At 63.2% G+C, this 24,416-nt stretch carries 17 protein-coding genes; 11 read left to right on the forward strand and 6 right to left on the reverse strand.

The features are described from left to right. Positions 1-105 precede the first annotated feature (105 nt). Both ABEA23_RS06665 and ABEA23_RS06670 read right to left on the reverse strand, forming a co-directional pair. Complete coding sequence (locus tag ABEA23_RS06665; protein WP_345477292.1) at positions 106-1,044, reverse strand: sce7725 family protein; 939 nt, start codon at positions 1,042-1,044, stop codon at positions 106-108. Further along, on the reverse strand, positions 1,025-1,942 hold the full coding sequence (locus ABEA23_RS06670; protein WP_345477293.1) for a sce7726 family protein: 918 nt from the start codon (positions 1,940-1,942) through the stop codon (positions 1,025-1,027). Before ABEA23_RS06670 ends, ABEA23_RS06665 begins: the two co-directional genes overlap by 20 nt. Positions 1,943-2,126: 184 nt before the next feature. On the opposite strand from ABEA23_RS06670, the gene ABEA23_RS14300 reads away from it, so the two are divergent. The 3 genes from ABEA23_RS14300 (at position 2,127) to ABEA23_RS06680 (ending at position 6,717) form a co-directional block, all read left to right on the forward strand. After that, on the forward strand, positions 2,127-2,249 hold the full coding sequence (locus ABEA23_RS14300; protein ID WP_486348352.1) for a recombinase family protein: 123 nt from the start codon (positions 2,127-2,129) through the stop codon (positions 2,247-2,249). A 380-nt stretch (positions 2,250-2,629) separates the two neighbouring features. After that, positions 2,630-5,518, forward strand: coding sequence for a beta-L-arabinofuranosidase domain-containing protein (locus ABEA23_RS06675; RefSeq protein ID WP_345477294.1), 2,889 nt, complete (start codon positions 2,630-2,632; stop codon positions 5,516-5,518). After that, complete coding sequence (locus ABEA23_RS06680; RefSeq protein WP_345477295.1) at positions 5,515-6,717, forward strand: metal-dependent hydrolase family protein; 1,203 nt, start codon at positions 5,515-5,517, stop codon at positions 6,715-6,717. The genes ABEA23_RS06675 and ABEA23_RS06680 overlap by 4 nt, the downstream gene beginning before the upstream one ends. 102 nt (positions 6,718-6,819) lie before the next feature. Here ABEA23_RS06680 and ABEA23_RS06685 read toward each other — a convergent pair whose 3' ends face one another. Beyond that, on the reverse strand, positions 6,820-8,232 hold the full coding sequence (locus tag ABEA23_RS06685; RefSeq protein ID WP_345477296.1) for a sodium:solute symporter family protein: 1,413 nt from the start codon (positions 8,230-8,232) through the stop codon (positions 6,820-6,822). A gap of 195 nt (positions 8,233-8,427) precedes the next feature. Here ABEA23_RS06685 and ABEA23_RS06690 point away from each other — a divergent pair, with 195 nt between their 5' ends. Then, complete coding sequence (locus ABEA23_RS06690) at positions 8,428-10,641, forward strand: fibronectin type III domain-containing protein (protein ID WP_345477297.1); 2,214 nt, start codon at positions 8,428-8,430, stop codon at positions 10,639-10,641. 83 nt (positions 10,642-10,724) lie between these two features. Here ABEA23_RS06690 and ABEA23_RS06695 read toward each other — a convergent pair whose 3' ends face one another. Then, positions 10,725-13,121 (reverse strand): DEAD/DEAH box helicase, encoded by a 2,397-nt coding sequence (locus ABEA23_RS06695; protein ID WP_345477298.1) that lies wholly within the window; start codon positions 13,119-13,121, stop codon positions 10,725-10,727. Between the two features lie 115 nt (positions 13,122-13,236). Here ABEA23_RS06695 and ABEA23_RS06700 point away from each other — a divergent pair, with 115 nt between their 5' ends. Continuing rightward, the gene (locus ABEA23_RS06700) at positions 13,237-14,178 is read left to right on the forward strand and encodes an SDR family oxidoreductase (protein ID WP_345477299.1); all 942 of its coding nucleotides are present in this window, start codon (positions 13,237-13,239) and stop codon (positions 14,176-14,178) included. Between the two features lie 138 nt (positions 14,179-14,316). On the opposite strand, the gene ABEA23_RS06705 is transcribed toward ABEA23_RS06700, so the two are convergent. Further along, the gene (locus ABEA23_RS06705) at positions 14,317-15,069 is read right to left on the reverse strand and encodes a DUF429 domain-containing protein (RefSeq protein WP_345477300.1); all 753 of its coding nucleotides are present in this window, start codon (positions 15,067-15,069) and stop codon (positions 14,317-14,319) included. Positions 15,070-15,158: 89 nt separating this feature from the next. Continuing rightward, complete coding sequence (locus tag ABEA23_RS06710) at positions 15,159-15,866, reverse strand: GNAT family N-acetyltransferase (RefSeq protein WP_345477301.1); 708 nt, start codon at positions 15,864-15,866, stop codon at positions 15,159-15,161. Positions 15,867-15,986: 120 nt separating this feature from the next. On the opposite strand from ABEA23_RS06710, the gene trhO reads away from it, so the two are divergent. From trhO to proC, 6 genes are all read left to right on the forward strand, one after another. Beyond that, positions 15,987-16,994 (forward strand): oxygen-dependent tRNA uridine(34) hydroxylase TrhO, encoded by a 1,008-nt coding sequence (trhO, locus tag ABEA23_RS06715; protein ID WP_345477302.1) that lies wholly within the window; start codon positions 15,987-15,989, stop codon positions 16,992-16,994. Beyond that, complete coding sequence (locus tag ABEA23_RS06720) at positions 16,991-18,688, forward strand: DUF7059 domain-containing protein (RefSeq protein ID WP_345477303.1); 1,698 nt, start codon at positions 16,991-16,993, stop codon at positions 18,686-18,688. The genes trhO and ABEA23_RS06720 overlap by 4 nt, the downstream gene beginning before the upstream one ends. Positions 18,689-18,784: 96 nt before the next feature. Continuing rightward, positions 18,785-21,580 (forward strand): type I DNA topoisomerase, encoded by a 2,796-nt coding sequence (gene topA, locus ABEA23_RS06725; protein WP_345477304.1) that lies wholly within the window; start codon positions 18,785-18,787, stop codon positions 21,578-21,580. A gap of 18 nt (positions 21,581-21,598) precedes the next feature. Next, positions 21,599-22,660: a Ppx/GppA family phosphatase gene (locus tag ABEA23_RS06730; protein ID WP_345477305.1), complete on the forward strand. Its 1,062-nt coding sequence runs from the start codon at positions 21,599-21,601 to the stop codon at positions 22,658-22,660. 52 nt (positions 22,661-22,712) lie between these two features. Next, positions 22,713-23,453, forward strand: a complete 741-nt coding sequence (locus ABEA23_RS06735; RefSeq protein ID WP_345478635.1) for a sugar phosphate isomerase/epimerase family protein — start codon at positions 22,713-22,715, stop codon at positions 23,451-23,453. A 57-nt stretch (positions 23,454-23,510) separates the two neighbouring features. Next, positions 23,511-24,359: a pyrroline-5-carboxylate reductase gene (gene proC, locus ABEA23_RS06740; protein WP_345477306.1), complete on the forward strand. Its 849-nt coding sequence runs from the start codon at positions 23,511-23,513 to the stop codon at positions 24,357-24,359. Positions 24,360-24,416 lie beyond the last annotated feature (57 nt).

Genomic DNA, 24,416 nt, shown 5'->3' on the forward strand with positions numbered 1-24,416 from the left:
TTCTCCGTTTTGCAGTAGCCGCAGGTTCCTACGCTCGGATTGCACATGCTAATCAAGTTGTCTCGGACGCGGTAGCCCCCAAAGCAAGTCGCGCAGCACCGACGGTCACTCATTGGCGTGGAACTCCGCAAGAGTTTCTAGGTGATGCTTGATCGATAGTTTTTTCACATAACCGAGGCCGGGGTAGTGACCGCGCGAGTGTAACTCGCGGAACTCTGCAAGCGCTGACGTTTGTGCAAAGTGCGAGTCATCATTGTTGGCGACCGCCACGAGTTTGCTCAGAGCTTCTTGGAACTTCCCTGCTGGGTCGACTGGTGTGTCGTTGGAATCCGACACGAAATGATGGACGTACATAGCTTCATCTTTGTGCGGGTCGATGAACGTCAGGTGGATCGCCACTGCATAAGCGGGACCGCCGCCCTCCGCGTAGTAGTCACCTATAGTCAAGAAATCTCCATACCCGTCCGCGCTTTGGTCCACGTGGGTTATGTGTAGCTCTGAAAAGAGTTCGACTTCAGTTCGAGCGTAGTCCGAGTTTTTCTTTCGTTGGAAACCGTCCAGCACCAGCACTCTCGTACCGCCTCTGAAATGGCGACGATAGAGGGAGTTCCTGGTGTCTAAGAAGACATGCGTGAGTTCCGTACGATCTAGGCCAGCAGCAAGTCCCGCCCCGTCTTGGAAGCCCGCATGAACCAACATGAGAGGGCGGTCGCGGTAGTACGCAATCCTGTTCAGCGCTTCCTCGGTGGCCATCGAACTGGTGAGGAGTATTGCCGGCACTATTCGCCGGCCAATCTGGTGTAGCTCATCTATGTAAGAGACCAACCCTTGGCCGTCGTACTTGTGGTCGCCGTGATGCGGGTTCACGATAACGGCGGCCTGGGCACCGTAAGTATCTAGTTCATCGAGCGCACGCTTGAGGCCTGTGAATGTCTCACGTACTGGTTCAATGATTGGAACAAAACCTGCCTCAGAAATCACTTCGGCAGATTCACGGATTGCCAGGAGTTCATACTGCTTACCTCTAAAGAACGGGTGATACACGTTGCTCCTCACTCCAGGAAAGAACGGCTTCCAAAGGTTGCGAAACGGCCTTCACTACGTTTTGCTGCGCCTTTAGAGGAAGTTTGGCTGCTAGAACAGAAGCTCGCAAGGTAGCAGGTAGCTGCTGTAAAACGGACGCCATATGCGTTTGGGATCGGCTGACTTTCAAAACCTGCACGGACGCTTTGTGGACACTAGCAGGGTCAAGGTTGATGAAGATCTCCTGGAGTGTCGACCAGCGCTGAGTGTTTGGTACGGACTCGAACTCGACCTCAAGTAGTTCTAACACCTGAAGTGCCTCATCCACGCGAAGCGTAGAAAGAAGTTGCAACGGTTGAATCCGGTCCGGGCTGTCGATGGCTTCCCGCAGGATCTGAAGCCTGAAGCGGGAGGAGAGGACTAGTACACCTACGTCCTCCGGGACCAGGCTAAGGACCTGGTCCGCCTGCATAGGGCTGGTCACTACACATGTGCTTGCAAAAACTGACCGATAGTCAGCAAGTTGGCCTTCAAGACGGGACAGCGAGTCGCGTTCTGACTTAATTTCGTAGGCTGTAGCGGTGCCGTTGAGGATTACGAGGTCTGCCTTCGATTTCCCAGCACGGAGTTCGTTGAGGACAGTAGCGGTTCGAAGACTATGACGGCCGAGCGCGATTTTTTGAGTGAGAGCTGCGCGATAAACATAATCATCTCGGTTACCAACACCTTTTAGCGATGTAAAAGCTAGGTCGAAGGCGTCACCTAGGGTGTTCGTCGAAGACAATCGGTGGGAGATTCCTGAAAGCACTAAGAGCCGGGATACTTGCGCAGACCTGCCGGAAGCCCCCAGCTGACGCAACACACCAGGGGAAAACAGCTTCGATAGAGCTGCGAGTTCATGCTTCGAGGAATGGGGCACAGCTCCTCCAAGTCGTCGGCGTCAGGACCAGTCTACGGTCGATCACAGTACCAACAGAGCAGCGATTTCCTGGTGTCAGCCGTCCCTAGTCTCGACAGTCCAGCAAGCACAGAGAGGATGCGAGCGCGACGGCTTCTCTATTCTTGCCCACGCGAGGCGACCTATAAGCATACGCACAGTCTCGGTGCTCTCATCGCGACGGAACCTCAAGTGCCCTGAGATCCAGCGAATGCTGACCTACTTGCAGACGCACCAGGTTGACTCGCTTGTCGTCCATAAGTTTGATCGCCTTTCACGCTCGCGCTGACGATGTCGTGACCACCAGAGACCCTGTAAGAATCCGGTGCCCGCCTGGACTCAGGTACCAGCGGCATCGATGTCTCGCCGAGTTCGGTCTTGCCGCAGGGGCTCACGGCATCCACTCGGAGGGTGTCATAAAGGCCGCGGACAACCACTCCGTCGGTAGCAATCGACTTAATGACCTCTGCCAGCTCTCGGCCGGACGACTCATCGTGGACCGGGCGCTCCGATGCTACGGCGAAAAGTCCCACAACGGATAGAACCGGTCGACGTCGTCCACGCGACGCCTGTTGCCTCCATGGATTTATGTCCCCCTACTGGCGGTGTAGCCGTTCCCGGAGGCTTGCGACGTTCAGTAGTATGTGAAATTACATAGGAAGGAGGGAGGTGAGCGTGCCGATAAATGCAGAGCCTCGGGGTGTCAGTGTGCCGTCTGCAGCTGCCACCAATACCCTTCCAGTTGAAGCGGGCCTCGCTTCCCTGGATGACACTGGCATCTTTGCACCGCCTCGCGACAAGATGCTGCACTTGGCGCGGATCTATCCCACCGACCGAATTCTCGCCGTGTTCCGGGCCAACGCCGGACTGGACACCCGCGGCGCTGAACCGCCAGGCGGCTGGGAAGACTGGGGTCATTCAAACGAGCAAGCCTGGGGCGAACGCGACTACCCCGGCCAAGGCAAAGCCCAAACCGCCAACCTGCTGCGCGGCCACTACGCCGGGCACTTCCTCTCCATGCTTGCTCTCGCCTACGCGGGCACCCAGGACCAACACTTGAAAACCAAAGTCGACGACGTCGTCGATGGCCTTGCCCAATGTCAGCAGGCTCTTGCGGCTACCGGCCGCTACAGCCACCCCGGTTTCCTGGCCGCCTATGGTGAATGGCAGTTCGCTCGCCTGGAACACCTCGCTCCCTATGGAGAGATCTGGGCGCCCTATTACACCGCCCACAAGATCATGGCCGGGCTGCTGGATGCCTACGAACTCGCCGGAAACCAGCAGGCACTCAGCGTTCTGACCGGCATGGCCGACTGGGTTCACCACCGCCTCCACAACCTCACGCCCGAGCGCAGACAACAGATGTGGTCCCTCTACATCGCCGGAGAATTCGGCGGCATGAACGAGACCCTCGCCCGGCTAGCCAAGATCACCGCGCGCCCCGAGCACCTAGCCGCAGCCCAATTCTTCGACCAGACTGAACTGCTCGAAGCCTGCGCCCGCGGTGAAGACATCCTGGACGGCAAACACGCCAACCAGCACATCCCGCAGTTCATCGGCTACCTCCACGAATACGACCTCACCGGGGACCAGCGATACTTCGACGCCGCCGTCGGACTGTTCAACATGGTGGTTCCCGGGCGCACCTACGCCCACGGCGGCTCAGGGGAATCCGAGCTATGGGGCCGGCCCAACACCCAGGCCGGTGACATCGGCCGCCGAAACGCTGAAACCTGCGTGGCCTACAACATGATCAAACTGGCCCGCGAGCTGTTCATGCGCACCGCTGATCCGATCTACACCGACTACATCGAACAAGCGCTGACCAATCAGATCCTCGGCTCCCGCAAAAACGCTGACTCGGCCAGCACCCGCTCAGACACCAGCCCCGAAGTCACCTACATGTTCCCGGTTCACCCGGGTGCCCGCCGAGAGTACGGCAACACCGGCACCTGCTGCGGCGGCACCGGCCTGGAAAACCACGTCAAATACCAGGACAGCATCTTCTTCACCGCACCGAACCAGACCTGGATCAGCCTGTACTCACCAGCCCAGCTCTCCGCGGAGGCCAACGGTATAGGCCTCCGCATTGAAGGGGACTACCCCTACTCAACCCAGGTGCGCGTCGTGGTTGACGCTGTCCATGAGCGCACCCCCGAACACACACTGCACCTACGCATCCCCGGATGGCTGGCACCCGCATCATCAGCACAGGAAAGCCCGGTGGTGAAAGTCAACGGTCAGCGATCCGACCTCACCCCTGAGCCCGGCACTTACCTCTCCCTCACCCGGCACTGGCAGCCCGGCGACGTCGTCGATCTGCAACTGCCCATGCGCCTGCGCGCCCTCCCCACCATTGACGACGCCTCCGTGCAGCACCTGCAGATCGGGCCGGTCGTGCTCGCCGCGATCAGCGACCAGCAGAGCTCACTGCAACTTCCGCTACTGGGCTTACGTGCCTTGGACGGCAGCCTCGTCCCGGATACGCGAACCGGCGGGGGAGAGGACCCGACCGCGAACACCGAGGAACTGCTGCGACAGCTGCGCCGGACCGGCAGCCTGGACTTCGCAGGACTGCAATGGGAGCCCGTCCACTCCGGCAGCGACACCAGCTATCACATGTACGTCACCGCAGCAGATGACACCATCGCCTTCGCCGGGGAAGACTCAGGCGTGCCCAACCGGCTGCGCCCCAACGGGCAAACCGTCCTGGAGAGCCTATGGGCCGACGGCGGGTTCCCCACTCGCCGCGCGTTCCTGGCACGCACAGCAGATGTAGTCAGCGCCGCGAGAGAAGAGGGCGTGCTCTCCGCGGCGGAAGCCGAAAAGGTGTTGATCACTGCTGCCACCGCGCCCCTCAACGCGGCGCCCCTCAGTTCCCCGGGCCATGGTGATGCGCCCGCCCGGAACAGCAGTACGGTGCAGGGCACGGGCCAGCGGGTCAGGTTCCAAGACAGTGCCGAATGCGAGTCCGTTGAACACGTCACCTGGCATCTCCCGGTCCACTGGCACCAGATCACCGCGCCGCCGCTGGTCTCCATCAGCATCACCGGTCAGGTCTCGCCCACCGGCTGGCACACCGAACACCCGCAGATCACGCTCACCGCCGAGCAACTCTCCAACAGCACTGACCAAGACCTGCAGTTGGAGTATCAAGTGGACGACGGCGCCTGGAACACCTACCGCTCGCTCTTCACCCTGGACGTAGAGGGTGTCCACCGGCTGCGCGCCCGAGTCACCACCGCCGAGGGCACTGCGAATTTCGCCGAGGCCCGTTTGCAGATCGATTCCACCCCGCCGGTCACCGCCCACCAGGTGCTCATCAACGGCTCCGGTGCTGAAATCCGCCTCCGCGCTGAAGACTCAGTATCCGGGGTGGAACGGGTGCAGTGGGAAGGCCCGGGAACGTTCTGGGCCACCTACCAGGGCCCCTTTGTGCGAGCCTTGACTGAGACCGAACAGATCATCGAATTCGCGGCCACTGATGTGGCTGGCAATGAAGAACCGCGTCGGCAGATCGTCCTGCCGGCCCGTCAACCCGAAGGAGATCACCGATGACCACACTCGCGCTGCGCCGCGGACGCTTTCTGAACCCAGCAGATGGGGAGATCACAGAAGGTGACATGCTCATCGAAGACGGCGTCATCGCCCAGGTGGGCACCATCAGCGGTGCCTTCGATGAAGAAGTCGATCTGGGCGGGCGCATTGTCATCCCCGGGCTGATCGACGCGCACTTCCACGCCTACGCCCACGCCACCAGCGGCCCTGAACTAGAAACCCGGCACTTAAGCTACGTGGCCATCAACGGGCTGCGCCGCTGCTCGGCCGCCCTGCGCCGCGGGTTCACCACTATCCGCGACGTCGCCGGCGGTGACCTCGGATTCGCTCAGGCCCTGGAAGCAGATGACCAGCCCAACCCCCGCTACCTCTACACCGGCCCGGGGCTGAGCCAGACCGGCGGTCACGGTGACGCCCGCCCCGCCGAATACGACCTCTGCCTCAACCACGGACGCCACGGGCACATCGGTGAGGTGGTCGACGGTGCCGATGACATGCGCCGTGCTGTGCGCGAACGCTTCCGCACCGGCGCCCACGCGATCAAGATCATGGCCTCTGGCGGCGTCGCCTCACCCACCGATCCGCTGCGCATCCCCCAGTACTCCTCGGATGAGATCAAGGTTGCAGTAGAGGAAGCTACTCGCCGCGGCAGCTACGTGGCCGCACACGCCTACACCGCCGACGCCGTCATCCACGCCGTCTCCAACGGGGTGCGCACCGTGGAGCACGGCAACCTCATCGACCAGGGCGCCGCCGAGCTGATGGCCGAGCGTGGAGCCTACCTGGTCCCCACCCTGGTGGCTTATGACGCCATGAACCGCCGCGGCCCCGAGGCCGGACTGCCGGCGGTGAGCCAGCAGAAGAACCTTGAGGTGCTCCATGCCGGCAAGGACGCGGTGCGCATCGCCGCCGACGCCGGAGTGAAGGTCGGGTGGGGCAGTGACCTGATGGGTGACCTCGAAGACGATCAGCTCATCGGCATCTCCCTGCAGGCCGAAGCCCAGAGCCCGGCTGAGCTGCTTCGCTCCCTGACCGTGGTCAACGCCGAGATCATCGGCATGCCAGAACTGGCCACCTTCGAGGAAGGCACCCCGGCAGACCTGCTGGTGCTCCAGGAGAACCCGTTGCAGGACGCCTCGGTGCTGTGGGATGAGTCCCGAGAGCGGACCGTGATCCGCGCCGGCGTCGTCGTCAGCTAACCCCCATCCAAGCAGCAAGACGAAGGGCCTGCCACCCCGGAATGCGGGAGGCAGGCCCTTCGCGTGTCTCGGTGTTGTCAGACGCCGGGTCAGACGCCGAGGTCAGGCGTTCTGCTCAACCTGCTCTTCAGGAAGAGCAGTGGTCTTTGGTTTGGTGACCAGGCTGACCAGAAGCAGCGTCACCACAGCCACCGGCAGGGAGACGACGACGGCGTTGAGGTCGCTATTGGCAGCCTGCTCCCAGACGATGGTGACCACCACGCCCAGTCCCATGGAGGCCAGCACGCCCGCCGTCGTGGCTCGACGCCAGAAGAACGCGGCCATCAGCGCCGGCACCAGTGCCACACCATAGACGGTGTAGGAGTACATCTGCAGCTGAAGGACCGTGGGGAAGAAGGTGCCCAGCACGTACGCCAGAACGGCGATGACCAGGATGGTGATGCGGTGGATGAGCAGCCGCTTCCGGTCGCTAAGCGGCTTGTCGGTGAAGCGGGCAAAACCGTCATAGACGATATTGCCGCCCACAGACAGCAGGAACGATGATCCGGTGGTGATGATGAACGCCAGAGCACTGGCCAGGATCAGAGCACCCAGCAGCACGGGCAGGGTTCCGTCTCCTGCCAGGCCCAGGACGGCGTCGTCGGGGTTGCCGTCGGGCATCAGCGTCACGGCTGCGGTGGCCAGAATGGTCACCGGGGCGTAGATCAGGAAGGAGGCGAAGAACATTCCGGCCATGGACCGCCGGGCGGCTGCAGGGTCACGGGAAGCACCCAGCCGCTGGTACATGTTCTGATCCGAGATGATCAGCAGGAATGTGGGCAGGAAGTAGCCCAGCAGAGCCAGTGCGCTTAAGCCCCCGGAGAAGTTCTGATGAGTGTCAGGCAGGTTCTCCCACCAACCGGTGAATCCATCGGTCTGTCCCAGCACCACCGGAACGGCAATGATCAGGCCCACCACAATGATGACCGCGGAGAAGAAGTCAGACCATGCCACTGATTTCAGGCCGCCGCCCAGGGCCAGGAACGTGATGATCGCGGTGGCGATGATGGCGCCCTGGCCGGGAGTCAGGCCGGTGACGATGGAGATGATGTTGCCGCCGCCGGTGAATTGGTAGGCCACGATGCCCACATAGGCCAGCACGGTGATGATGGCAGCGAGCATGCGCACTGAAATACCGAAGCGCAGCTCCAGGATCTGCGGCACCGTGTAGGACTCAGAGACGCGAATGCGCTGGGCCAAGAAGTACAGGACCAACATGCCCACCGGGCCGCTTCCGAAGAAGATGATGGCCGCCAGCGGGCCATAGCTGTAGACGAAGCTGGCGCCACCGATGATGGTGCCTGAGCCCACCCAAGTGGCGATCAGCGTTCCGACCATCACGATGGTGGGCAGCTGCCGGCCGGCGAAGATGAAGTCGTCTCCGGTGGAGACTTTCTTGGTGCGGCTGAACCACAGCCCGGTGGCGACAAGTCCTGCCAAATACAGGACGAGTACGACGACGTGGGTAGTTTCCATTAGGCCCCTCCAGCGGGTGCGAAGCGCAGTATGTGCGCTGAATCATAGTGCTGGAACCAACCTACCTTGTGCAATGTTACAGGCGCTAAACGTGTCCCCGAGGGGGTGCTGCTGAAATGAGCCCTTGCCTGCCGCGCAGACCTCGCATAGGTTAAATCGTGTCAATGTGACATGGATCACTACCTGGGGGAGCGAATGACTACACAACCGACACGCCAAAAACCACGCCGGACTCTCGGGTTCGCCCTTGCGTTCACGCTGGCAGTTCCATTGGGGCTTGCCCCGGCCACAGCCCAGTCGCAGCCGTTAGAGCCGCAGCTGCCTGATGTAGATTTAAGCGCCGGTGACGTTCTGTCCTTTGACTTCGGCTGCAGCGGCGGCCCCGTATCCGCCGGCTACACCGAAGTCACCGAATCCACGCTTTATGATCCCAGCACCGGCTACGGACTCAGTGCGCCGGTGGCCTGCCGAGACCGCGGATCCTTAGATGACATGCGCCGGGACTTCGTCCTTGCCGGCGGAGAGGAGTTCCGCGTGGACCTCCCGGACGGTGACTACCACGTCACTGTGATCTCCGGGGATGCCATCGCCTCGAACAACACCCTGCTCACCGTCCAGGGTGAAGACCAAGGAAGCCTGCAACCCCGCGGGACAGGTGAGTTTGCCGAGCACAGCCTTTACACCACCGTCGACGACGGCACTCTGACCCTCCAGCTGTTCAACGACGGGCGCATCAACGGGCTCCACATCTCGCAGGTCGCCCCGCCTAGTGAAGTCAGCCTGGGCGAGATCACTACGGTCCCGCCCAGTGTGACCCTGGACTGGGAGGAACTCGAAGGTGCAGCCAATTACACCGTATACAGGTCCCCGGCAGACCGGGCCGAGTACGAGGCCCTGGGATCCGTGGAGACCAACACCTTCACCGACGAGTCAGTGGAGCTGGGATACAGCTACGACTACGTCCTGACCCAGACGAGTGCAGCAGGTGTGGAATCCGGCTACAGCGTCCCGGTACGCGCCGACGTCGTCGATCCCACCGTGGTTGCACCAGCGGCACCAGAGTCGCTCAGCCTGGGCAAAGCCAACCGGAAAGGCACCACCATCACCTGGAACGGTGGTGATGACGTGCTGGAGTACCACGTCTACCGCTCGCTGAGTCCGGACCGGGGATTCGAACGGGTCGCCACAACCGAGCAGACCCAGTACTTCGCCGAAGGAGCAAGCGAGGTCAACTATTACTACACCGTGCTGGCCGTCAACGCCGGCGGGGTCTCCGCTCAGCCGGAACCGCTGTTGACCCCTGTGACCGACCGCGGCAATAACTCCAATCCGTTTGCACAATGCTCACCGGACGGGGCCGATGCGAAGGTTCAGCGCACTGGCGACACCTGGCGCGCTACCAACGGAAACCAGACGGTCCTGGAGACCTACTCCATGGTTGAGGCCATGCAAGCCGCCGTGGATAGCCTGACTCCGGGGCGCACTGAGCAGGAAAGCGTGGTGGTCCGCGGATCCGGCACCATGCCAGCCGACGCCAGTGTGGACCTGCCCAGCCACACGTCCTTCTCCGTCTGCGGCACGATCCATGTGGCCGGTAACGAGGGCCCCTTCAGCTACGAGGACCACACCGGCGTCGTGCGCATCCGTCACGTTGAGAACGTCTCCGTGCCGTTCCTTTCGGTGACTGGTAACCCCAACTTCGGTGTCTACCTGCGTACCTCCTCAGACGTCCACTTCGGCCAGATGGACCTGCGGCTCAGCGGCGGCCACGGCATGCGCATCGATAGCCGTGATGATGACTCCGTCCGCGAGGCGCGCAACATCACCATCGACGACGTCTACGTCTCCGGCACCGAAACCCACGGGGTGGAGACCTACGGCGTGGACGGACTGCGCATCGGCACCGTCACGGCTGTGAACACCGGTCACGCGGGCCTGCTCCTCAATGACACCGTCAACGCTGATATCGACAAGGTCGTAGGTGACAACGCCGCGGCCGGCACCGGCTACGCTGCCTTCCGCATGGCCAACCGCAACGGTCAGATCGACGGCGCCTGGCCCACCAACATCCGGGTGGGAGAGCTGATTGCCCACGGCGGGGGCCGCGGGTTCTTCTGCGTCTCCGAATCCGGCGGACTGGAGATTGAGAAGCTGGAGATCTCCGGCAGCGGAAGCAACGCGATGCTGATCGAGAACTGTCACAACATCACTTTGGCCACCGACTCCGGAGTGGTGGAAGGACCAGGAGATATCCGCATCTCGGCACGCAGCGAGTTTGCCAACACTTCTGACATCACCTTCAACAATCTGGTGCTGCGGGACACTGCCCTGAATGAGAATCCCTGTGGGGAGAACATCCAGGTCAACAATCTGGTGCTGGAGAACTCAGAGATCAACACCTGCCAGTAATGACAGTCCCAGTACGTCGGAACTGAAACCAGGCTGTGCGTGGCCGGTCGGCAATTAGCTGCCCGGCCACGCACAGGAGTACTTCACCCGCTACGGGTATCCGCAGACTCCTTAGCCTCCCCGGCCGCGCGCAGCAGATTCAGGGCCCCGCGTTTGCTCAGTGGGTTGTTCTTATTGCCGCATTTAGGGGACTGCACACAGCTGGGGCAGCCATCAGCGCAGTCACAACGGTCGATGGCCGCCGCCGTCGCCCGCACCCATTCGGCTGCCAGCTCATACCCGCGTGCGGCGAAGCCGGCCCCGCCGGGATGCCCGTCATAGACAAAAATGGTGGGCAGCTCAGTATCCCCGTGCAGCGCGGTGGACACCCCACCGATATCCCAGCGATCCGAGCTGGTCAGCAGCGGCAGCAACCCAATCATCGCGTGTTCCGCGGCATGCAAAGCACCCGGAATATGCTCCACTGTCACCCCCGCGGCAGTCAGCGTGGTCTCCGGAACAGTCAGCCACACCGCCTGAGTCCGCAGCTGTGAAGGCGGAAGATCCAGCGGCTCATCCGAGAGCACCTCTGAGGTCCCCAGTGCTTTGCGCTGGAAGCCGACGACGGCGGAGGTCACCTCCACGGTTCCAAAACACAGCGTGAACGCGCCCCAGGGCTCCTGCCGCCGGGTCTGAAGCACCTCAATGGAGGTGGTCTCGCGAGCCTGGGTGTAATACGGCGGCAGAGCAGGACTGACCAGCACTGTGTTCTGCTGCAGATCCAGCTCTTCCACGATGAAGGTGCGCCCTTGGTGCACATACACCGCCTGCGGATGGGCCTGCGGCTGCACCTGTGCGGCACCCATGTCTCCCACCACGGTGCCGTCCTTGGCGTTGACGATCGTGTAAGGCCCAGCGCCATCGGAACGCAGCTTCACCCAGGAAGCCGCGGAGGCGTCGTCGTGTCCAAAGAACCAACCCCGCGGACGACGGCGCAGATGCCCTTGTTCAGTCAGTGAATCCACCAGCCAACGCAGACCAGCAAAAAGCCCGCCAGCTTCGGTGTCCTCCGTGGTCAGCGGCAGCTCTTGGGCGGCAGCCAACAGATGCGGGGCTGCCACATGCGGGTTCTGCGGATCCGTGACGGCGTCCTCCACCCCGGCGTCGAAAATCGTCTCAGGGTGAGCCAGCAGATAGGAATCCAGCGGATCATCACCAGCCACAAAGAACGCCGCCCCGCGCTGACCAGAACGCCCCGCCCGGCCCAGCTGCTGAAAAAACGAGGCGCGGGTCCCGGGCCAACCGGCAATCACCACGGCGTCGAGTCCGGAAATATCAATGCCCAGCTCAAGGGCCGGGGTGGAGGCGACACCCAGCAGTTCTCCGCTGCGCAGGGCATCCTCGAGTTCCCGCCGCTCTTCCTTCAGATACCCGGAGCGGTAGGCCGAGACCCGGCCGGTCAGGGAGGGGTCCACCTCCATCAGGTTCTCCGCGGCGATCCGGGCGATGGTCTCGGCTCCGCGGCGGGACTTGATAAACGCCAGGCTGCGCCGCCCGGAGACCACCAGATCGGTGAGGATATCGGCGGCTTCCACCGTCAGGCTGCGTTTCAGCGGCGCATCGTTATCCCCGGTCTGCTCCGAGTCCGCTGATTCCCACAGGTACACATCTACCGCACCATGCGGGGAGCCGTCCTCGGTGATGGCGACGACGTCGGGCGGGGTTTCACCGATCAGTCGGGCAAAGGAGACGGCCGGGTCCCCCGAGGTGGCTGAGGCGCCGGCGAAGATCGGGTCCGCCCCGTAGGAGCGGGCCATCCGGCGCAGTCGCCGAAGCAGCAACGCAATATGAGAGCCGAAGATACCGCGAGCAGTATGAGCCTCATCCACCATCACATACCGCAGCCGGGAGAAGAACCTCGCCCAGCCCCGGTGATTGGGCAGAATTCCGGCGTTGAGCATATCCGGGTTGGTCAGCACCACATTGGCGTGCTGGCGGACCCATTGACGGGTCTGCGGATCAGTGTCCCCGTCATAGGAGGCCGGCCGGATCCCGCCGGCTGGCCCCACCGTACCCACTGTGGCAGCCAACTCCTCCAGGGCATCCAGCTGATCAGCCGCCAGGGCTTTGGTGGGGGAGAGGTAGAGCATGGTGGCTTCACCAGTGGGATGAGCGGTCACCCCCGGCGACGCCGGGGCCCCGCAGATTGCTGCCAGACCGGCCAACTGAGTACCCAGCGATTTACCGGAGGCAGTGCCGGTGGCCAGGATCGTATGCCGTCCCGCATGCAGCGCCTGTGCCGCCTGGACCTGGTGCGTGTAGAGCTCTCCGGCTCCACGCTGGCGGAAGGCGGCCCGCAGCTCAGCGGGCACCCAGTCCGGCCAGGCAGCGGTCCGGGCGCTGCGTGCAGGCAGCGTGCGCACCGCTCGCAGCGGGCCGTCCTCGCTGATTTGGGCAGGCAGGCGTGCCTGGCGCAGCAGGGTGAAAGCATCCTCGGACATGGCCTCCCCAGCGTACTGCGCCCTGACCGCTCTCGGCGCCCAGCCCCTGGGAGTTCGCTGAGAGTCCGGCAGAATCCCTTGAGAGTCCTCGTGGACGGCACCTAGAGTCGGGGCCATGAGCACTGAATCGACCTCATCCGCATTCCCCGAACTTCACGAACTGGAAGGGACGCAGCTGGCGTTCGATGACCCCACCACGCGGCACCCTAGGATCTCGCCTCCAGAACAGCATCAGGAGGAACCGGGTCTTGAAACCGAGGCTGATCCGGTCCCGGACATCGGCCTTGAGTCATACCGCGGACTCGGCCGTCTCCAGGGCCGCAAGGCGCTGGTGACCGGTGGCGATTCCGGCATCGGGGCGGCAGTTGCCGTGGCGTTTGCTCGAGAAGGAGCGGACGTGGCCATCGCCTATCTGCCTGCCGAGAACAAGGATGCTGAACGAGTCATCAAAGCCATTGAAGATGCCGGGCGAACCGCCGTCGCGCTCCCGGGTGATCTGATGGATAAGGGCTACCGCGAGGACCTGGTCGATTCGGCTGTGCAGCAGTTGGGCGGACTCGACATCCTCATCAACAACGCTGGCAAGCAGATCGTCAACGACTCTCTGGACGAGCTGACTGATGAGCAGGTAGACGAAGCTTTCCAGATCAACATCAAAGCGATGTATACGCTTAGCCGTGCCGCGCTGAAGCATATGGGCCCTGGTTCCACCATCATCAACACCACATCGATCCAGGCTTACCAGCCCAGTCCTGTCCTGCTGGATTATGCCGCCACAAAGTCAGCGATCAACAACTTCACCAAGGGCCTGGCCCAGCAGGTGGCCCCACGCGGCATTCGAGTCAACGCCGTCGCTCCGGGACCTGTGTGGACCGTTATCCAGCCCACTGATGGTCAGCCCAAGGAGGCGCTGCCGGAGTTCGGTCATGACACGCCGCTGGGTCGCGCCGGTCAGCCGGTGGAGATGGCACCTGCATTCGTGTTCCTGGCCTCGCCGGAATCCAGCTATGTCATCGGTGAGACTCTCCACGCCAACGGCGGTACTCCTACCCCGTAGCCAGGTGCTCGGTGAGCAGTCACTACTGACCACATAGACCGAGGCCCCTTTTCCGCGTGGTGCTTGTTGCATCCACTGCAGGAAAGGGGCCTCGGGCTGTGTTCAGGGGGTGTTCAGCGAGGTGTCCGGCGCCGGGCGCTACAGCAGAGCGCCCAGCCCACATGAAGGCAACGCGATCCAACCCTCGCGTTCAGCGCGGAGCCGATGTTCAACTGGGGGAGGTATGCACAACCCTCTTGCGGCTGCGCGTGCGGTAAAGGCAGCCAGTACGGCGTCGAAAGCATCGCCAGAGGTGACCATGAGCTCCGCGTGCGATCCGAAGTCAATCCACGGAGCCTCGCGTTCCATCTGCTGGATCAGGGTACGACGCACGGCGGGGTTCACCCGGTAGTCGGTAAGGTCCCATTCCCAGCACCGAAGAGTGGCACCTGGATAAACTTCAACGACGACGCCGCGGCTACCTGACCGGTCTACTATGAGCCCGCTGGACGCGAGTCGGCCGAGCAAACCCGCGCACCGCATAGCCGTAAGCCCCAACCTGTCGGTAGAGACACTGAGCGGCCATCGGCCCGTCTGCAGCCGCACGTGCCGGTCTGTTTCGCGGTAGGCGAGCGTCCTTCGCCATTCCATGCCTCCATCAACCGGTTCTGCGTGTGTGAGCTTCGCGTGGGCGGAGACAAATGAAACGAACTCATCTGGCCAACCAAGCGCGCAATCGATACCTACCTTCGCGACCTGCTGCGCAACACGCACGATCTCGGCGTCGTCAACGTTCAGAGTGAGCTGCTCGACGCGCGCGCCTTGCGGATTCCACTCGATCACGGCAAGCGCCGTTCTCTTGTTTCCCGCGGCAAGATCGACTCCCGCGGTGCGCATTACCGGTTCCCTCATATGCGCGACCGTAGCGAACTCGTCGCACCTGGAGTGCGCAGCGCCAGACTACTCACGCAGTCCAGAGGCGGCCTGAGCCCTAGCCAAGCTCAGTTCATGTCCTCATCAACCTGAGAGTGGCTGGGTCGACGGCGATCCGCAGCACCGGGTGTGCCCAGCACGTGCACATCGCCGAGGTGGGTCCAGCCCAGGTACTCATAGAGCTCCTGACCATCGTGAGTGGCCACCAGCAGGCCCTCGTCGACGTCGTGCTCATGGGCGATGGCCAGCAGGGCGCGGGTCACGAAAGTGCCCAGCCCCTGACGGCGATAATCCGGGGCGGTATAGATACGGTCCAGGATGCAGAAGTCATCAGCCACCGCCATGCGTCCGCGGGCGGCCACATTCTCTCCCTGCAGAACAGTCAGCAGGGTCCAGCCGTCAAAGTCCTCGCGCTGGGTGGTGAAGGTCTCTGGAGTGATGGGATCCTCCACGTCCTGACTGTCCATATCCACCACCATGAGCTTTTCCTCATCGCTGATCAGCTCCAGGCCATCAACGCTGGAGACATCCAGCACATCGGCACCGGGTTCGGCGATCACCGTGAGCAGCCGCTGGGGGCTCTTGGAGACTGCTGAGGCCACTTTGCGCAGGTCAGTCTCAGATGGCGCGTAAAGCACGTACTCCCATTCGGCGCGGTCAGTTCCGGGAAGGCCAACCGAGTGGACCTTGCCTTCGTGCTGCACCTCATAGCCGTGGGTCCGGGCCCAACCGGTGACCCAGGTGCTGACAAGTGCGTCGCTGAGTTCTGCTGTCATGATTCGACCATATAAGCAAAGTCACACATCAAGGTAGGCCTTTCAGACAACTGTCAGATAACAATCGAGGCGTTGCGGCCAACGCGCGTACCGGTCCTGACCCCGCGTACCCTGGTAGGTGTGAGCATGTCCCGAATTGTCCTCTACTATCACTTCACCCCGCTGGCTGACCCTGAGGCTGTCAGACTCTGGCAACAGGCCCTGTGCCGCGATCTGGGCCTCAAAGGGCGCATCATCGTCTCTGAGCACGGCATCAACGGCACCGTGGGCGGTGAACTGAAGGCCGTCAAGCAATATGTGAAGCAGACGCGCAGCTATGAGCCCTTCCGGGAGATGGAATTCAAATGGTCCGACGGCGGCGCTGAGGACTTCCCACGGCTTTCTGTGAAGGTCAAACCCGAGCTGGTGGCTTTCGGCGTACCGGGCGAAGTCAAGGTGGACCAGAACGGCGTCGTCGGCGGTGGTCAGCACCTGAAGCCCCAGGAAGTCCATGAGCTGATCGAAGAGAAGAAGAAACAGGGCGTGGAAGTGGCCTTCTTTGATGGTCGCAACGCCATGGAAGCCCAGATCGGTAAGTTCAAGGACGCGATCGTCCCGGACACCGAGACCACCCGTGACTTCATCACCGAACTGGACTCCGGAAAATACGACCACCTCAAGGACAAGCCGGTGATCACCTACTGCACCGGAGGAATTCGCTGCGAAGTGCTCTCCGCGCTGATGAAGAACCGCGGATTCGAAGAGGTCTACCAGATCGACGGCGGCATTGTGCGCTACGGGGAGACCTACCAGGACTCCGGCTACTGGGAAGGTGAGCTCTACGTCTTCGACGGGCGGATGAACACCCGGTTCAGCGAGGACGCCAAGACCATCGGCGAGTGCGTGAAATGCTCCGGACCCACCTCCACCTTCTATAACTGTGTGGATCGTGGGTGCTCCACCTTGGCCCTGTACTGCGAGAACTGCAAGCACATCCCCGAGACCACCCGTTGCGCTACCTGTGAGGCACGGCTGGCCCAGAACCCTACTGACCCGAACTCGGGTCCGCTGGAGAAAACCCGGCGCCCGGCCAGCGCTGCGCAGCACACGGGCACCCCGCAGCCTGAACCACAGGCAGCTGAGGCATGAGCCCCGACGACGCCGAAGTGCTTTCCTACCCGGGGACGCTTCCACCTGCTAGCCACGACCTTCAGCTGATCACCGCACTGCGTGAGGACCTGGCGGAGGCAGGGTTCAGCAATGAGGGCGTGGCCGAAGTCCTCGGTGCAGAGCCAGTGGCAGCCCTGGATCGGGATCAGCTGGTGGCTGGTCAGCTGCGCATCCAGCAGCTGCTGGACGAAGACTCACTGCCCCGGCAGCAATACGCCTGCGCAGTGCTCACCGGGCTGTGGCTGGTCTCAGCCGATGTCACCGGCGATCAGCTGACCCGGGCCCTGCCACGCACTGGGGCCCACGGCCTGCAGCAGCTGAACCTTGCTGATGTCCTGGCCACCGGAACCGACGACGGCGGGCGGGTGATCCCGCGGGCTGACTTGCGTCCCTACCAGGTAGAGACCCGCTCCGGGGAAGCGGATCTGTGGATCAGCAGTGATCTCGCCGCGCATCAGCTGGCCGGGGCGCTGCCGCATGATCATGTCCTGGGTGTGGGTGGGGCCAGTCTGACCCTGGCTAGCGCCACTCACCGCCGCACCGTGAAGACGGCCCTGGACCTGGGCACCGGCTGCGGCATCCAACTGGTCCATCTGCTGGATCATGCAGAGCATGTGGTGGGTACCGACATCTCCGAGCGCGCCCTGGAATTTGCGCGCTTCAACTTATTGCTCAATGCACCGGCCCTGCGGTTAGATCCGGAGGCCCTGGAAGAGCGCGTGGAACTGCTCCACGGCAGCCTGCTGGAGCCGGTGGCCGGGCGTCGCTTCGACCTGGTGGTCTCCAACCCGCCCTTTGTCATCACCCCGCGCAGCGCTGAGGATGAGGATCAGCGCTATATCTACCGCGACGGCGGACGAGAAGGCGACTCCCTGATGGCCGAGCTGATCGCGGGGCTGCCCGAGGTGCTCAACCCGGGCGGGACGGCGCAGATGCTGGGCAACTGGGAGATCAAGGTGAACGACTCGGCCGCTTCCGGAGGAGAGCAGCCCAGCACCGATCAGTCCGGCGCAGACCAGCCCACCGCAGACCAGGCTGACGCCTGGGAGAACCGTCCCCGCAGCTGGGTGCAGCAGGCTGGACTCCATGCCTGGGTCATCCAGCGTGACCGGCAGAGCCCTGCGCAGTATGCGGAGATCTGGCTGCGCGATGCCGCTGAAGAACGTGACCAGCAGCAGTACCAGCAGCGCTATGCCGACTACCTGCGGGACTTCGCCTCCCGCCAGGTGGGCGGTGTGGGCTTCGGTCTGCTGTGGCTGCAGAAGCCGGAAACCCCGGATGCCGCACTGTGGCTGCGCTTCGAAGAGATCACCGGAGACGTTCAGCAGCCGCTGGGGCCAGCGATCGGACGCACCGTAGAACGCGCCCTTGCTGCCCAGCACAGCTCCGAGCAGATCCTGGAGCAGTCGCTGACGGTCGCCGAAGATGTCACCGAGGAGCGTTACCAGCGCTTCGGTGCCGAACACCCCGAAGTCATCATTGCCCGGCAGGGCTCGGGATTGCGCCGGGCGCGGCCGGTCAGTTCGGCAGCGGCCGGCTTCCTCGGTGCCGCCGATGGCGAATTCAGCGCCGCACAGCTGATCCCCGCAGTCTGCTCTCTCACCGGTACCGAAGAGGATGCTCTGGCCGCCGAGGTGCTTGACCTCTATATAGATGGGTTCCTCAGCGCCTAGATGAACGCCTCAACGGCGCGTATCTAGGCACTGTTATAGTGAGCATCCGACGGCCGGTCGGCCGTGCTGAAACCCCGTAAGCCTCCAAGGAGATCAGTGCCAGCAGGCAAAAAGCTCGTCATCGTCGAGTCCCCCGCGAAGTCCCGGTCCATCGCCAAGTACCTTGGTGATGACTTCATTGTGGACGCCTCCGCCGGGCATATCCGTGACCTGCCACAGCCCTCTGATTTGCCCCAGGACATGAAGAAGGGGCCCTTCGGCAAATTCGCCGTGGACCCCGAGAACGGCTTTGAGCCCTACTACGTCATCTCCGACTCCAAGAAGTCCAAGGTGCGGGAACTGAAGCAGCAGCTGAAGCAGGCCGATGAACTCTATCTGGCCACTGACGCCGACCGAGAAGGTGAAGCTATCGCCTGGCACCTCTACGAGGTGCTCAAGCCCAAAGTGCCCACTTACCGGCTGACCTTTACCGAGATCACCAAAGAAGGCATCAGCCGGGCAATGGAGAACCTTCGGGAGATCAACACGCACGTGGTGGACGCCCAGGAGACACGGCGCATCCTGGACCGACTCTTCGGCTACGAGATCTCCCCAGTGCTCTGGCGCAAGGTCGGCAAGGGCCTATCCGCCGGACGTGTGCAGTCAGTGGCCACCCGTATGGTGGTCGAGCGCGAGCGTGAGCGCATGGCGTTCATCACAGCTTCCTACTGGGATCTCTCCGGCACCTTCTCCACCGACGGCGGTGAGACCTTCGCCGCCAAGCTCAACGCCGTAGACGGGGCACGCATCGCCACCGGCAGTGACTTTAATGACCGCGGCGAGCTGAAGAAGAGCCGCAAGGACGTCGTCGTGCTCTCCGAAGACGACGCCAAGAGCCTGGCCGAAAGCCTCACCGGGACCCGCTTCGGCGTGGACTCGGTGGAGGAGAAGCCCTACTCACGCCGGCCGCAGCCGCCCTTCACCACCTCCACCCTGCAGCAGGATGCGGCCCGGCGCCTGCGGTTCTCCTCCCGGGTGACCATGCAGGTGGCGCAGCGGCTGTATGAAAACGGCTACATCACCTATATGCGTACTGATTCGACCACGCTGTCGAATGAGGCCATCAACGCCGCCCGCAAACAGGCCACCGAACTCTACGGCGGCGAGTCCGTGCCCGCCTCCCCGCGCGTCTACGGCAAGCGCAACCAGACCGCACAGGAGGCGCACGAGGCCGTCCGCCCCGCCGGTGACTCCTTCCGCACTCCGCGGCAGGTCAAGAACGAACTCTCCGCTGATGAGTTCCGGCTCTATGAGCTGATCTGGAAGCGCACTGTGGCCTCCCAGATGGAGGACGCGAAGGGCTTCACCGCCTCGGTGCGTCTCACCGGGACTGCCGCAGACAGCCACGGCTCGAAGTACCGCGAGGCCACCTTCGGCGCCTCCGGCACGGTCATCACCTTCCCCGGGTTCCTGCAGGCCTATGAAGAGGTCGCAGATGATGCGGAGAAGAAGAGCGACGACGCCGACTCCCGCGGCGGCAACAAGCGCCTGCCCAAACTGGAGGAGGGTGAGAACCTCACCAGCGAGGATATTGAGGCCAAGGGGCACGAGACCTCACCGCCGCCGCGCTTCACCGAAGCATCCATTGTGGCGGAGCTGGAAAAGCGTGAGATCGGCCGCCCCTCCACCTACGCTCCCACCATCTCCACCATCATGGACCGCGGCTATGTCACCAAGCGCGGCACCGCCCTGGTGCCCTCCTGGACTGCCTTCAGCGTGATCCGCCTGCTGGAGGAACACTTCGGCCAGTACGTCGACTATGACTTCACTGCCCGCCTAGAAGGTGACTTAGACCAGATCGCCCGCGGCGAGGTCGAGCGCGAAGCCTGGCTGCAGGGCTTCTACTTCGGTGCCTCCACCGGCGAAGAGGGCCTGAAGGCCGTGGTGGACAACCTCGGAGAAATTGACGCCCGCGCGATCAACTCCATCGAGATCGCCCCCGGGGTCAACCTGCGGGTAGGCCGCTATGGGCCTTACCTGGAACGACCCAACGCAGACGGTGAAGCCGATGAGAACGGCGAGCTGAAGATGGAGCGCGCCAACCTCCCGGAGGACCTGGCCCCCGATGAGCTGACCGCAGCCAAAGCTGAGGAGCTCTTCGAACAGGCTCAGCACTCCGGCCGGGTTCTGGGTACGGACCCGGAGACCGGCCGGGAGATCGTGGCCAAGGACGGACGCTTCGGCCCCTACGTCACCGAAGTCATCGAGGAGATGACCGAGGAAGAGATCCAGGCCTACCTGGACGCTCAGCCCACCGAGTACTACAAGAACGGCAACCCCAAGCCCAAGAAGAAGCCGAAGCAGCCTAAGCCGCGCACCGGTTCGCTGCTGAAGTCCATGTCCCTGGAAACGGTGACGCTTCAGGAGGCTCTGCAGCTGTTGTCCCTGCCGCGTGTGGTGGGAACCGACGACGACGGCGAAGAGATCACCGCCCAGAACGGACGCTTCGGTCCCTATCTGAAGAAGGGCAGCGACTCCCGGTCCTTGGAGTCCGAGGAGCAGCTGTTCACCATCACACTCGATGAGGCGAAGAAGATCTACGCCCAGCCGAAGCAGCGCGGCCGTGCTGCCGCCAAGCCGCCGCTGGCCGAGTTCGGCACAGACCCGACCACAGAAAAACCAGTGGTGGTCAAGGACGGTCGCTTCGGCCCCTACATCACCGACGGCGAGACCAATGTGACGGTCCCGCGCAGTATGACCCTTGAGGCGCTGACCCCCGAGCAGGCCTTCTCCCTGCTGGCTGAGAAGCGCGCCAAGGGCCCGGTGAAGAAAACCGCAGCGAAGTCCACTGCTCGGAAGACGCCGGCGAAGAAAACTGCCGGCGGGGCCAAGAAAGCAGCCTCCAAGGCTTAACGGGGAGAGACAACACTTATGCGTCTAGGTGTGCTCGACATCGGGTCGAACACCGTGCATCTGCTTCTGGTGGACGCCCATATCGGTGCCAAGCCGGAGGCCTTCGCCTCACATAAGCGGCCGCTGTCGCTGGTGAAGTACCTCGACGACGACGGCGCCATCACCGCCGAGGGCCAGCAGGAGCTTCTGGGCTTCATCTCCGAGGCGGTGCGCTTCGCCGCCCGGCACCGGGCCGAGGACATGCTCAGCTTCTGCACCTCAGCTGTCCGGGAGGCGGCCAACGGCGCTGAGGTGCTGGCTCTGGTGGAGAACGAAACCGGAGTGGAACTCACCGAGCTCACCGGAGCGCAGGAATCGGCGATGACCTTTTTCGCGGTCCGGCGCTGGCGCGGCTGGAGTGCCGGACACATCCTGAACTTCGATATCGGCGGCGGCAGCTTTGAATTGGCCTATGGCCAGGACGAGCTGCCCTCCACGGCGCTCTCAGTGCCCTTAGGGGCTGGCCGATTGACCAGGGAGTGGCTGCCTGAGTCCTATGCCGACGGCGCAGCGCCGTCGAAGGCTCAGATCAAGGCACTGCGCAGCTACGCCCGGGAAGAGTTTGAAGCCGCGCGCCGGGAGTTCCCCTCGCTGAACCGGCACACCGAGATCACCGCAACATCCAAGACTTTCCGCTCCCTGGCGCGGATGACCGGTGCCGCTCCCTCCGCTGAGGGTCCCTATGTGCCGCGGACGCTGGCCTACCGGGACCTCAAGCCGCTGGTGAAGCAGCTTGGGGAGATGACCGCCGCTGAGCGGGCCAAGCTGCCGGGTGTATCAGCCATGCGATCCGCGCAGGTCTATGCCGGTGCCGTCGCTGCGGAGGCGGCAATGCGTGCCTTTGAGGTGGAAGAGCTGAGGATCTGCCCTTGGGCGCTGCGCGAAGGACTGATTCTGCGCCGGCTGGACGCACTGTCGCGGGAGGCCGGAGTAGAGATCCCGCACGCACCCGCCGTCGGACACGTGGATTTGGCCAGGGAATTGCGCCGACCCACTCATAAGGACGTCAAAGCACTCGCCGTGGAGCATGCCCGTGCCTGAGAAGCAGACCCCCCAAATTCCGGTGGCACTGTCCACCTCCTCGGTGTACCCCATGGGGGTGGCCGAGGGGTTCTCCATCGCCGAGGACCTCGGTTACGACGGCATGGAGGTGATGGTCACCCATCGTGCCGAGACGCAGTCAGCCGAGAAGCTCAACGAGTATTCACAGCGCTTCGGGCTGCCGATCTACTCCATCCACGCTCCGACTCTGCTGCTGACTCAGCAGGTCTGGGGATCCGCCTGGGACAAACTGCACCGCTCGGCTGCTCTGGCCAAGGCTGTGGGCGCTGAGGTCGTCGTCGCCCATCCGCCCTTCCGCTGGCAGGGCAACTACGCGTTGGGCTTCGCCGACGGCATCGCGGAGATCGAGGAGGACACCGGGGTGCTGATCGCGGTGGAGAATATGTACCCCTGGCGGGCCGGTGGCCGGGAGGCCACCATGTACTTGCCGCATTGGGACCCGGTGCCTGAGCCGTACCCCCATGTGACCTGGGATTTCTCCCACGCAGCCACGGCAGAGGCGGATTCCTATGAGGCGGTGCGCGAACTCGGTGGGCGGCTGCGCCACGTGCACCTGACCGACGGCTGGTCCAACGGGTTCAAAGATGATCACCTCGTGCCCGGCCACGGCGAGCAGCGGGTGGCCGAGACCATTGAGCTGCTCCCGCAGCTGGGCTTCGACGGCGTGGTGGCCGTGGAGGTCGCCACCCGCGGAGCCAAACAGGTGGGGGAGCGCGAGCGCATGCTCGCTGAATCGCTGGCCTTCGCCCGCAAACACCTTGGCCAGGAGTAGGTGCTTACGAGGGTAACGGAACCTCAGCCCCTGCAGCCCTGCCCCTAGAGTGGAGACATGACTGCACCGAAAATCGCGATGCTGGGGCTGGGTTCGATGAACGGAGCCATCCTGGCTGGACTGCTGGGTGCTGGAGTGCCCGCTGAGAACATCACCGCCACCACCCGAACTGCAGCCTCAGCTCAGGCCAAAGCAGACCAGTACGGAGTCCAAGTCCTGGCTGAAGAGTCCACAGCTGAGGCCAACCAGCGCGCCGCTGCATCCGCAGACGTCGTCTTCCTCGGCGTGAAGCCGCCGCAGATCACCGGGCTCTGCGCCGAGATCAAGGATGCGCTGAAGCCCGGGGCCGTCGTCGCCTCCGTGGCTGCCGCCGTCACTGTGGCAATGATGGAACAGGCGTTGAATCCCGGACAGCCGGTCATCCGCACTATGCCCAACACCCCGCTCTCAGTCGGCCTGGGCGTCGTCGGGCTCACCCCCGGGCGCAGCACCGACCAGCAGCACACCGAGCAGGTAGCACAGCTGCTGGGAGCCTCTGGGCGCGTCCACGTGCTGCCCGAGGAGCAGATCGACGCGCTCACCGGTGTAGCGGGCTCAGGGCCCGCCTACGCCTTCTACCTGGCCGAGCATATGGCCGCTGCCGGCGTGGAGATGGGACTGGATCCGCAGCTGGCCGCAGATCTGGCCGCACAGACCATCTACGGTGCCGGAAAAATGCTGGTGGAGAACCTGGGCACCCACGACGCCGCCCAGCTGCGCCGCAACGTCACCAGCCCCAACGGCACCACCCAGAAAGCCATCGAGACCTTCGACGCCGCGGATATGGGCTCCGCGATCCGGTCTGGAGCACAAGCCTCATCCACCCGGGCGGCGGAGATCACCGAGGAGCTCTCGGCACCGCAATAAGGGACCTCTGCAGGTGCTGACATTTGGCGGCTCAACTATTCCCTGAAGCTGCGAAAT

It is taken from the genome of Nesterenkonia rhizosphaerae, from assembly GCF_039544555.1.
GTDB classification, from domain to species: domain Bacteria; phylum Actinomycetota; class Actinomycetes; order Actinomycetales; family Micrococcaceae; genus Nesterenkonia; species Nesterenkonia rhizosphaerae.